At 44.2% G+C, this 10,627-nt stretch carries 15 protein-coding genes; all 15 read left to right on the top strand.

What is annotated here, in order from left to right; all coding sequences use genetic code 11:
* On the top strand, positions 1-512 hold a 512-nt coding region (spoIID, locus tag V7Z64_RS08940; RefSeq protein WP_334110123.1), incomplete at its 5' end, for a stage II sporulation protein D.
* Between the two features lie 74 nt (positions 513-586).
* Entirely contained in the window at positions 587-1,357 is a 771-nt protein-coding gene (locus V7Z64_RS08935; protein WP_297992087.1) for a M23 family metallopeptidase, read from the top strand.
* A gap of 222 nt (positions 1,358-1,579) precedes the next feature.
* A complete protein-coding gene (spoIIID, locus tag V7Z64_RS08930; RefSeq protein ID WP_003396966.1) occupies positions 1,580-1,843 on the top strand; it encodes a sporulation transcriptional regulator SpoIIID in 264 nt (87 codons plus the stop codon).
* Between the two features lie 92 nt (positions 1,844-1,935).
* Complete coding sequence (locus tag V7Z64_RS08925) at positions 1,936-2,940, top strand: rod shape-determining protein (RefSeq protein ID WP_297992084.1); 1,005 nt, start codon at positions 1,936-1,938, stop codon at positions 2,938-2,940.
* Between the two features lie 87 nt (positions 2,941-3,027).
* On the top strand, positions 3,028-3,816 hold the full coding sequence (flgF, locus tag V7Z64_RS08920; protein WP_297992083.1) for a flagellar basal-body rod protein FlgF: 789 nt from the start codon (positions 3,028-3,030) through the stop codon (positions 3,814-3,816).
* Positions 3,817-3,826: 10 nt separating this feature from the next.
* On the top strand, positions 3,827-4,651 hold the full coding sequence (locus V7Z64_RS08915; RefSeq protein WP_297992081.1) for a flagellar hook-basal body protein: 825 nt from the start codon (positions 3,827-3,829) through the stop codon (positions 4,649-4,651).
* 12 nt (positions 4,652-4,663) lie between these two features.
* Positions 4,664-4,867: a DNA-directed RNA polymerase subunit beta gene (locus V7Z64_RS08910; RefSeq protein WP_297989626.1), complete on the top strand. Its 204-nt coding sequence runs from the start codon at positions 4,664-4,666 to the stop codon at positions 4,865-4,867.
* Positions 4,868-4,953: 86 nt separating this feature from the next.
* Positions 4,954-5,385, top strand: a complete 432-nt coding sequence (fabZ, locus tag V7Z64_RS08905) for a 3-hydroxyacyl-ACP dehydratase FabZ (RefSeq protein WP_297989624.1) — start codon at positions 4,954-4,956, stop codon at positions 5,383-5,385.
* A gap of 66 nt (positions 5,386-5,451) precedes the next feature.
* Entirely contained in the window at positions 5,452-5,682 is a 231-nt protein-coding gene (locus tag V7Z64_RS08900) for a hypothetical protein (RefSeq protein WP_003396952.1), read from the top strand.
* A gap of 139 nt (positions 5,683-5,821) precedes the next feature.
* The gene (locus V7Z64_RS08895) at positions 5,822-6,220 is read left to right on the top strand and encodes a hypothetical protein (protein WP_297989620.1); all 399 of its coding nucleotides are present in this window, start codon (positions 5,822-5,824) and stop codon (positions 6,218-6,220) included.
* 301 nt (positions 6,221-6,521) lie between these two features.
* Positions 6,522-7,262: a YveK family protein gene (locus V7Z64_RS08890; RefSeq protein WP_297989618.1), complete on the top strand. Its 741-nt coding sequence runs from the start codon at positions 6,522-6,524 to the stop codon at positions 7,260-7,262.
* A 28-nt stretch (positions 7,263-7,290) separates the two neighbouring features.
* Complete coding sequence (locus V7Z64_RS08885; protein WP_297989629.1) at positions 7,291-7,953, top strand: CpsD/CapB family tyrosine-protein kinase; 663 nt, start codon at positions 7,291-7,293, stop codon at positions 7,951-7,953.
* A gap of 129 nt (positions 7,954-8,082) precedes the next feature.
* Complete coding sequence (locus tag V7Z64_RS08880) at positions 8,083-8,847, top strand: tyrosine-protein phosphatase (protein WP_297989616.1); 765 nt, start codon at positions 8,083-8,085, stop codon at positions 8,845-8,847.
* 316 nt (positions 8,848-9,163) lie between these two features.
* A complete protein-coding gene (locus V7Z64_RS08875) occupies positions 9,164-9,760 on the top strand; it encodes a hypothetical protein (protein WP_297989614.1) in 597 nt (198 codons plus the stop codon).
* Positions 9,761-9,854: 94 nt separating this feature from the next.
* On the top strand, positions 9,855-10,627 hold a 773-nt coding region (galU, locus tag V7Z64_RS08870; protein WP_297989609.1), incomplete at its 3' end, for a UTP--glucose-1-phosphate uridylyltransferase GalU.

The raw sequence follows: 10,627 nt of genomic DNA, 5'->3' as shown, positions 1-10,627 counted from the left end.
CGTACAACAACGAGCCGATCGAAGCGGCATTTTTCTCGACGAGCAACGGCTATACCGAAAACTCAGAAGCGTATTGGCAAAACGCCTTTCCGTACTTAACGAGCGTGGAAAGCCCGTGGGATGAACAATCACCGAAGTTTTACGAACAAGTGACGTTCTCTGTTCGTGAATTTGAACAACGGCTCGGTGTGACATTGCCAAAAGACGGCTCTGTCGGCAAAGTGATTGCGCGCACCCCAGGCAAGCGAGTAGCCCTTGTCGACATCAATGGCAAGCAGCTGACCGGCCGTGAAGTACGCGAAAAGCTACAATTAAAATCGACGGATTTTACATGGACAAGGCAAGGGCACAACATCGTCATTACGACGAAAGGATACGGACATGGAGTCGGCATGAGTCAATACGGTGCCAACTTTTTAGCGAAGCAAGGAAAAACGTATAAAGATATTGTCACATATTATTACCAAGGGGTACGCATTCAAGACGTTTCGCTCGTCGCTTCAAAATTTTGAAGCGGCAAATTTTTTTGTATTCATGTGTATAAATGTTCTTCTTTCTGTTCACAATGGTTGCTGAGGTGATGAACATGAAAGAAGAAAACAAAAAAGTTTCAAAGTTGTTCCGTAAACGTTGGGTTGTTCCTTCGATTTATTTGTTAAGTGCCGCGCTTATTTTAACAGGCGTGCTTTGGTTCCAAAGCAGAACGAACGATATCGTCCAACCGCCTGTCGACGAGCAAACAAAGCCGGGAACAGCGGTCAATGAGCCAGAGTCTGTCCCTGTACAACAAGCGGTCGAACAAATTGCTATGCCTGTCCTTGATCCAAACGCTGTTGAAATCGCTAAACCATTTTACGATTTTCAAGCCTCAGCTGAAGAACAAGAAGCTGCTCTCGTCTCTTATAATGATGAATATTATCCGAACAAAGGTGTCGACATCGCGATGAAAAACGGCGAAAGCTTTGATGTGACCGCATCGTTAAGCGGAACGGTCATTAAGGCGGAGAAAGATCCGCTCTTCGGTTACGTCGTTCATATTCAACACGATCGCGGCGTTGTAACGGTATATCAATCATTAAAAGATGTACAAGTAAAAGTTGGCGATACAGTGAAACAAGGACAAGTGATCGCAAAAGCGGGCACAAACGAATTTAATCAAGAAGCAGGCGTGCACGTCCACTTCGAAATTCGCAAAGACGGGCAAGCAGTCAATCCTGTCGCCTACTTCGATCAACCGCTTAGCGCAATCGAACAACAAACGGAACAACAAGAAACGAATCAAGAAAAAACAGATGAACAACAAAGCGATCCATCGAGCACAGTTCCAGATGCGTCGATCGGAATGGCGAGAACATGAACAGATGGGCAAAATGCTCATCTGTTCGCTTTTTTATGGCATATATTTTCTTTCTTCCTAATACACTATTACAAACTTGAACAACGAGGGTGTTTGAGGTGAGATGAACGATTAGTAGATGAGCTTGACGACTTTGTTATGAGCGAGTAAACGCCACTGCGATCAACGCCTTATACGTCTCATTTCACACTTCTCACATCCAACTTAGGGAGGGCGAGCAGTGTGCACGATTACATCAAAGAGCGTACAATCAAGATTGGCAAGTATATCGTGGAGACGAGAAAAACCGTTCGCGTCATCGCGAAAGAGTTCGGTGTGTCTAAAAGCACCGTGCATAAAGATTTAACGGAGCGGCTCCCGGAAATTAACCCCGAATTAGCGAATGAAGTAAAAGAAATTTTAGATTACCATAAATCCATTCGCCATTTGCGTGGAGGAGAAGCAACGAAGAAAAAGTATAAAAAAGAAACCGAGCAAGCGACGTAAATTTCTCGTTCCCCTTGTCAAAAATGTTCTCTTTTTTTCGACATCATTGTGGTAGAATAATGTATTAGGAGAAATGGCAAGGAGGAACATATATGTTTTTCGCAAGGGATATCGGCATCGACCTCGGCACGGCGAACGTGTTGATTTATGTAAAAGGAAAAGGCATCGTATTAAACGAACCTTCCGTCGTTGCGATTGATCAACATACGAAACGGGTGTTAGCGGTAGGGGAAGAAGCGCGGCGTATGGTTGGGCGCACGCCTGGGCATATTGTTGCGATCCGTCCGTTAAAAGACGGAGTCATTGCGGATTTCGAAATTACCGAAGCGATGTTGAAACATTTTTTAAGCAAGTTGAACGTCAAAGGATGGTTTGTGAAACCGCGCATTTTAATTTGCTGCCCGACAAACATTACATCGGTCGAACGAAAAGCAATTAAAGAAGCAGCGGAAAAAAGCGGCGGCAAAAAAGTATATTTAGAAGAAGAGCCGAAAGTGGCAGCTATCGGTGCAGGAATGGATATTTTCCAGCCTTCAGGAAACATGGTCATCGACATCGGTGGGGGCACGACGGACGTTGCGGTATTATCGATGGGCGACATCGTTACATCGGCATCAATTAAAGTAGCGGGCGATAAATTTGATCAAGAAATTTTACATTACATTAAGCGCGAATATAAATTGTTAATCGGGGAGCGGACAGCGGAAGAAATTAAAATGAACATCGCTACTGTGTTTCCGAACGCGCGCGATGAAGCGATGGACATTCGCGGCCGCGATTTAGTGACGGGCTTACCGCGAACGATTACGATTCGTTCTGGAGAAATTGAAAAAGCGTTGCGTGAAACGGTATATACGATCGTCCAAACGGCGAAAAGCGTACTTGAGCGCACACCACCTGAACTATCGGCGGACATTATTGACCGCGGCATTTTTTTAACCGGGGGCGGCGCGTTGCTTCATGGCATGGATCAACTGCTTGCGCAACAATTGAAAGTGCCGGTCTTTATCGCAGAAAACCCGATGGATTGCGTGGCGATTGGCACAGGATTAATGCTTGATAACATTGACAAAGCTCCATATCGTCAACTCGTGTAGGTGCCATTGGGAAATGGTACCTATTCGCTTTTTCCCCCTTTTTCTTTTATAATGGAAGTAGTGTAAAAACGGTTAGGGGGGCGTTTTATGTTTCGCGGATTATATACAGCGGCTTCCGGCATGCTTTCTCAACAACGCCGCATCGAAATGATGACGAACAATATCGCAAACGCCAACACGCCAGGGTATAAGGCTGACCAAGCGTCGCTGCGGGCTTTTCCTGACATGTTGATGAACCGCATCCAACAGACGACCATTCCGACGGAGAAAAAGTTGACGTGGCGCGATCGTACATACATTGGTCCGCTCTCAACAGGGGTATACGTGCAAGAACTTGTGCCAAACTTTGCGCAAGGAGATATACGCGAAACAGGCAACAACACTGATGTAGCGATTGTCGATGGCACGGGCACATCATTTTTTACCGTTCAAAACGAAACGGGCGACGTTCGTTATACGCGCAACGGTCACTTTACAATTGATGCGGACGGTGCATTAACGACGACGGACGGCTTATACGTGCTTGATGAAAACGGAAACCGCATCGTCGTTGGCGACGAGCAGTTTACCGTCTCATCTGATGGAACGATCACGAAAAACGGCGCGCCAATCGCCCGCCTCGGCATCGCTTATGCGCAAAACGTTCAAGCGCTTGTGAAAGAAGGAAACGGTTTATTTCGGTCAGAAAACGCCCTTCCACTTGCGCAAACGTATACGATTCGCCAGCAATACGTTGAACGTTCAAACGTCGATCTTTCTCGCGCGATGACGGATATGCTGTCGGCTTATCGCGCCTTTGAAGCGAACCAAAAAATTTTACAAGCGTACGATAAAAGTATGGACAAAGCGGCAAACGAAATCGGCCGCTTAAAGTAGGGGGATAAGGATGCTTCGGTCAATAATTACTGCCGCCAACACGATGAACCAACTGCACCAACAACTCGATACGATTAGCCATAATATCGCTAACGTCAATACAACGGGATATAAAAAGCGCGATGCCGTCTTTGGAGAATTGCTCGCTCAACAGTTTACGAACTTGCCAAAGACAGATGAGGCACCGCGCCTCACCCCGACAGGCATCCGCCTTGGCGTCGGGGCGAAAGTCGCATCTACGTATATGCAAATGAAACAAGGTTCGATCGTCAAAACCGATCGCCCATTAGATCTTGCTTTAACGAAAGAAGGACAATTTTTCCGCATCGCTGTCGATGGCGACATTCAATATACGCGCGACGGTGCTTTTTACCTTAGCCCGTCGGCGAACAATCCAAATGAACTCATGCTTGTAACGGCAGATGGATATGCCGTCGTAGATGAAAATAACGAACCGATTACGGTGCGCGAAGGATTTAAAGACATTCAAGTCACACAAAACGGTACGCTGCGATTCATCGCACCAAACGGAAATATGATGCAGACGATCAACATCGGCGTATCATACGTGACGCGCCCGCAGCTTATGCAAGCGCTTGGCGATAACCGTTTTGCTTTCCCGACGAACGTGAATCGCGAAGACGTTACCGTTAATTTATTAGGCAACAACCGTAACGACATTTCATTACAACAATACGCCTTAGAACAATCAAACGTTGAATTGGCGACAGAAATGAGCGAACTGATCATCACTCAGCGTTCGTATCAACTCAACGCCCGCGCCATTACATTATCTGATCAAATGATGGGGCTAATTAACGGCATTCGTTCATAGCGAGGGAAGACGATGGAAGAAAAACAAACGAAACAACGCCTGCGCCGCCGCCTCATTCCGATTTGGCTTCGTTTACTCCTTGTCCTTTGCTTTATTACGATGAGCGCATTGGCAGGAGCGATGGTTGGCTACGGCGTGCTTGGCGACGGAAATCCATTTGAAGCGTTAAAGCCGACAACATGGCAACATATTATCGACTTAATCGAAAAACAATAGTGGACAGACCACTTCAAAACGTGATACATTGAAAACAAACGACGGAAGGGAGATCCTTCCGTTTTTTTATAAAGGAGGAACAATGTATGCTCGATATTCAACACATTCAACAAATCATTCCACATCGTTATCCGTTTTTGCTCGTTGACCGCATTGTTGAAGTGGAAGAAGGAAAGCGCGCCGTCGGCATAAAAAACGTTAGCGCAAACGAACAATTTTTCGTCGGCCATTTCCCGGACTACCCGGTCATGCCTGGCGTGCTGATCGTCGAGGCGCTAGCGCAAGTAGGGGCGGTCGCGATGTTAATGAAAGAAGAAAACCGCGGACGTCTTGCTTTCTTCACCGGCATTGACAACTGCCGCTTTAAAAAACAAGTAAAACCGGGCGATCAATTACGTCTAGAAGTGGAGATGATTCGCTTCAAAGGGGCAATCGGGAAAGGAAAAGGCATCGCCACAGTCGATGGCGAACTCGTATGCGAAACAGATATTATGTTTGCTTTAGGTGAGAAAAAATAATGCATATGTTCCTTTTTTCTGGGCATGTTATAAGTGATTACATATGCCTAAGAAAGGAGATATGCAATGAAAAAACTATGGCTACTTAAGCTTATTAGCGCGCTCATTGCCGTCATGGTCGTTACAGGCTGCAATAACGATGATACAGACAACGATATGAACAACCAAGAAGAAATGCAGCCAGGCGAAGATACAAACGAAGGTGTCGGCGACGATGAAAACGATGCCGTACCAGATGAAGAAGACGCTGTCGAAGATGCGGAAGATATGAATGACGCAGACAATACGGACGAATAAAAACGTAAGGGGCTTCCTCTTACGTTTTTTTATTCCCTCCTTTCCTATAATACGTAACAAAGTTATAAAACAACTTTGTCAACATTCTTTTTTTATGGTACATTAACGGTTGACGATTATCATATGGAGGGTTTTATATATGTTGAAACAGCTTCCTCATCGTATGAAGATGAATATGACGTTATCTATAAAAAAAGTGTTTGGACGATATATGGCAAGCATCGGTTGGGATGAGACGCAGTACGATGCAGCGAAATTCATGGAACAATGGCGCCATTATTTATACAACGAAGCCGCATGGTTTGCTGAATTAGATGATGCGATGAAAGCGAATCCGCAATTTCACGAACAACTTGCCGACCGCATTAACGAAATCATTGACCAGCTCGTCAATGAACCTCCAACGGACGAACAAATTGCAGAAATTAACCGTCTCGTTGAACGGCTTGGCATCGATGATTTTCCTTACGGCTGTAAACTAGAAGCAAAATATCATATTGAACGTCTTCAACATGAATTAAAAAAAAAGAAAAGCTAACGAAACGAGCGAGCGTCAAACAACGAAAACTAGCAGAAATTTTATATTATCAAGCGTATGACGAGCCGTTGCCAAATCGTGAGTATACGGTACAAGAAATGTACGACATGATCAATGAAGCGAAGCGAGTATTAGGACAAGAAAGTGAAGATGGCGAAATGATTCATTAAACCGGCAGAAGAAGAAACTGCTGGTTTTTATTTGTAAATTTTTTTACAAAAAGGGTAGAGAATTATAGATTGTCCATTTATAATGGAATTAGTCGAATGTTTGTCGAAAAATGAGTGTTTAGGAGGAAACTATGGAAGAGACGATTAGCTTACGAGAACTATTTCAGACGTTGCGCAAACGCATGTGGCTTATTGTTGCGATTACGGTGATCGCTACGATGACGAGCGGCATCGTCAGCTATTTTGTGTTAACACCGATTTATCAAGCATCAACACAACTGCTCGTCAACCAAGCGAAAAACGAACAACCGATTTACAACATTAGTGAAATTCAAACGAACTTGCAGCTTATTAATACGTATAACGTCATTATGAAAAGCCCGGCCATTTTAGATATTGTAAAATCAGAGCTAGATTTAGATATGCCGGTTGAGGAGTTAAACAAAAAAATTAACGTCACAAGCGAAAAAGATTCACAAGTTGTTAACGTAACAGTTGAAGATGCCGATCCGCATATGGCGGCCGATATTGCCAACACGGTAGCTAGCGTGTTTCAACGCGAGATTGTGAAAATTATGAACGTCGACAATGTCAATATTTTAGCGAAAGCGGAAGTGAAAGAACAACCCGTTCCAGTCAAACCAAAACCGCTATTAAACATGGCGATCGCTTTCGTCGTTGGCATGATGACAGGTGTCGGTTTAGCATTCTTGTTGGAGTATTTAGATAATACGATCAAAAATGAACAAGATGTAGAAAAGTTGCTGCAGTTGCCGGTGCTAGGATCGGTAACGACGATTGATGAAGAGGGCAATGATGCTCACGTGTTGCATGCAAAAAAACAAATGCGGGGTGAGACGGTTGGTTCTTAAAAAGAAAAAACAGACGTTCGCACGTACGATGCGCTCATTAATTACAAAAACAAATCCGAAGTCACCAATTTCCGAACAATATCGGACGATTCGTACGAACATTTTATTTTCTGTCGTCGATCGCCCTCTTCGTTCGCTCATGGTTACTTCCTCTGCTCCTGCAGAAGGGAAATCGACAACAGTTGCCAATTTAGCTGTCGTGTTTGCCCAACAAGGGAAGAAAGTGTTGTTAGTCGATGCGGACTTACGAAAACCGACCGTGCACTATACGTTTCGCAAAGACAATCATGTTGGCTTAACGAATGTATTAACGAAACAAGCGCCTTTTCAAACGGCTGTTAAAGAAACAGACGTTGACAATTTATTTGTTTTAACGAGCGGCCCTATTCCGCCGAATCCAGCGGAATTGCTCGGTTCTTCTGCGATGGAAGAACTACTAGCAGAAGCGTATAAGCAATTTGACCTTGTTTTATTTGACACTCCGCCAGTACTTGCGGTGACCGATGCGCAAATTTTAGCGAACCAATGCGATGGAACGATTCTTGTCGTCCATAGCGGAAAGACAGAAATTGAAGCTGCACAAAAAGCGAAAGAACTACTCATTAACGCAAAAGGAAAGCTGCTCGGTATCGTGCTGAATCAAAAGAAGCAAAAAGAAAGCAGCTATTACTATTACTACGGTAACAAATAGACAAAATTCGACAAAAATTGTATATTGCATCATACTATTTTCCTATGTTAATATGAACTAGGTACAGGAATTTGTCGAAAAATATGAGAAAAATTTCTTTCATGTCGATAGATCGAAGGGGGGATTGTGATGATTGACGTTCATAGTCATATTTTACCGTCCGTCGATGACGGGGCGAAAACGCTCGATGATGCAATTGAGATGGCAAAAGCAGCTGTTGCGGAGGGAATTACAACAATCATCGCAACTCCCCATCACCGCAACGGAGCGTTTGAAAACGATAAATCGTCCATTATGGAACACGTTTATGCATTGAATGAAGCGCTGCAATACCATCGCATTCCCCTTTCTGTTTTACCCGGGCAAGAAGTACGCATTTATGGGGAATGGCTAGACGGTTACCGAGACGGTGATATTTTGCCTCTCGCAGAAACGAAATACGTTTTAATCGAGCTACCAAGCAATCACGTTCCACGTTACACCGAGCAGCTGCTGTTCGATATTCAGCTGCAAGGTCTCGTCCCTATTATCGCCCATCCGGAGCGAAATAGTGAGCTGATCGAACATCCGACGAAGCTATACGACCTTGTGAAAAAAGGAGCATTGACACAGTTGACTGCAGGAAGTATTGCTGGTAAGTTCGGCAAAAAAATTAAGACTTTTTCTTTACAAATCATCGAAGCGAACTTAGCTCATTTAATCGCATCGGATGCGCACAATACGACGTCACGGGCATTCCATATGCGCGAAGCGTACGACGTCATCCAAAAACAGTTCGGCTCGCAAGCAGTATACGTTTTCCGTGAAAACGCCGAACTGCTTGTCGCGAACGAAACGTTGTATAAAGATGCACCGGAGCGAATTAAGAAGAAAAAGTTTTTAGGTATTTTCTGAGTTTTATATGTCGTTTATACGTAGTATAGATTAGTTATACCTTGCTGGTTTCGCACGTTTGTCGATATCAGCTTTCTTTTTTCGCTAGACGCCGATGACGGTTGTCTACATGTTTTCGGTGATGTCTCCTTACCGTTATCAACGGAGGCACTCGGCCGTGCTGTGGGTGGGGACGATGACGGTCTTGCCACCTTAGACGCTTGTCGTCGATGGTGCGGTGTGAGGGCGGGTTAGATGCCCAATGCTAACCTTGTTTTTTATTTATGTCTCTTTTTTGCCGTGTTATAATGAGAGAAATGGTAAAGGAGAGATACAAATGAGCCAAGAATTAAAAGCTTTGCTTCGCTCTGTATTAAAGGAAGAACTACAGCCTGTTCATGAGCGATTGGAACGTGTTGAACAAACGCAACAAGAGTTACAACGCGGTCAAAAAGCATTAGAAAAGAGTGTTGCTCAAATCCAGCAAGATGTAACAGAGCTACAAGTAGGCCAACAAGCATTACAACAAGACGTCGCACAGTTACAAGCAGGCCAACAAGCATTACAACAAGACGTCGCACAATTACAAGCCGGTCAACAAGCATTACAACAAGACGTCGCACAATTACAAGCAGGCCAACAAGCATTACAACAAGATGTTGCACAATTACAAGCAGGTCAACACAAGCTAGAAAATGATATGGTCGATATGAAACAATCACTCGGAAATATGGAACGGACGCAAGAAAAGATTCTTGAAGAGCTACGCATATCAAAAAACAACCAGGTACTAGTCATAAATGATTTGACAAGCATAAAAAAATCAATGGATGTGACGGTTGCTTATTTGCAGCGTAGATCCGATGTCATATTTGATAAAATGATTGAACATGAAAAAGAAATTTTAAATTTAAAAACACGTCTACCAAACTAACTCCCCATGGGAGCTATTTTTTTGTACATCGACGTATAGGTTATGCATATATAGCGTATACGTGGGTGTACAGTTTAGGAAGTGAGGGATGTATGTGAAAACGGTAAGAAAAGCGATTATCCCAGCAGCTGGGCTTGGAACAAGATTTTTACCTGCGACAAAAGCGATGCCAAAAGAGATGCTTCCGATCGTCGACAAGCCGACGATTCAATATATCGTCGAAGAAGCAATCGAATCAGGCATTGAAGATATTATTATCGTCACCGGAAAAGGAAAGCGCGCAATTGAAGACCATTTCGATCATGCGTTCGAGCTCGAACAAGCTTTACTAAAAAGCAACAAACACGACTTGCTTGAAAAAGTAAAAGAGCCGTCCAAAGTCGACATTCATTACATTCGTCAAAAAGAACCAAAAGGACTAGGCCACGCCGTCTGGTGCGCCCGTAAATTTATTGGCGATGAACCATTTGCTGTCCTGTTAGGCGACGACATCGTTCAAGCCGAAACACCGTGTTTAAAACAACTGATGAACGAATTTGAACAAACGAGAAGCTCTGTCATCGGAGTGAAACAAGTCGCAGACGACGAAACGCATCGCTACGGCATCATCGACCCGATCGACAAAAAAGGCCGCCGCTACCAAGTCCGTCAATTCGTCGAAAAACCAGCACCAGGCACCGCCCCATCCAACTTAGCGATTATGGGTCGATACATATTAACGCCAGAAATTTTCATGTTTCTTGAAAAACAAGAAACCGGCGCCGGCGGCGAAATTCAACTGACCGACGCGATTCAAAAGCTAAACGAAATCCAACGCGTCTTTGCGTATGAGTTTGAAGGAAAGCGGTATGATGTTGGGGAGAAGCT

It is taken from the genome of Anoxybacillus sp. (genome assembly GCF_036834105.1).
Classification (GTDB): Bacteria; Bacillota; Bacilli; order Bacillales; family Anoxybacillaceae; genus Anoxybacillus.
Note: the sequence above shows the minus strand (reverse complement) of the source record. Positions and strands in the feature narration are given on the sequence as shown.

Bases quoted from the DNA above. Each gene is read 5' to 3' on its own strand.
- V7Z64_RS08890 (WP_297989618.1), top strand. From the start codon at position 6,522: ATGGAAGAGACGATTAGCTTACGAGAACTATTTCAGACGTTGCGCAAA.
- V7Z64_RS08915 (WP_297992081.1), top strand. From the start codon at position 3,827: ATGCTTCGGTCAATAATTACTGCCGCCAACACGATGAACCAACTGCAC.
- V7Z64_RS08925 (WP_297992084.1), top strand. From the start codon at position 1,936: ATGTTTTTCGCAAGGGATATCGGCATCGACCTCGGCACGGCGAACGTG.
- V7Z64_RS08910 (WP_297989626.1), top strand. From the start codon at position 4,664: ATGGAAGAAAAACAAACGAAACAACGCCTGCGCCGCCGCCTCATTCCG.
- flgF (WP_297992083.1), top strand. From the start codon at position 3,028: ATGTTTCGCGGATTATATACAGCGGCTTCCGGCATGCTTTCTCAACAA.
- V7Z64_RS08900 (WP_003396952.1), top strand. From the start codon at position 5,452: ATGAAAAAACTATGGCTACTTAAGCTTATTAGCGCGCTCATTGCCGTC.
- V7Z64_RS08875 (WP_297989614.1), top strand. From the start codon at position 9,164: ATGAGCCAAGAATTAAAAGCTTTGCTTCGCTCTGTATTAAAGGAAGAA.
- V7Z64_RS08880 (WP_297989616.1), top strand. From the start codon at position 8,083: ATGATTGACGTTCATAGTCATATTTTACCGTCCGTCGATGACGGGGCG.
- V7Z64_RS08895 (WP_297989620.1), top strand. From the start codon at position 5,822: ATGTTGAAACAGCTTCCTCATCGTATGAAGATGAATATGACGTTATCT.
- fabZ (WP_297989624.1), top strand. From the start codon at position 4,954: ATGCTCGATATTCAACACATTCAACAAATCATTCCACATCGTTATCCG.
- V7Z64_RS08935 (WP_297992087.1), top strand. From the start codon at position 587: ATGAAAGAAGAAAACAAAAAAGTTTCAAAGTTGTTCCGTAAACGTTGG.
- V7Z64_RS08885 (WP_297989629.1), top strand. From the start codon at position 7,291: ATGCGCTCATTAATTACAAAAACAAATCCGAAGTCACCAATTTCCGAA.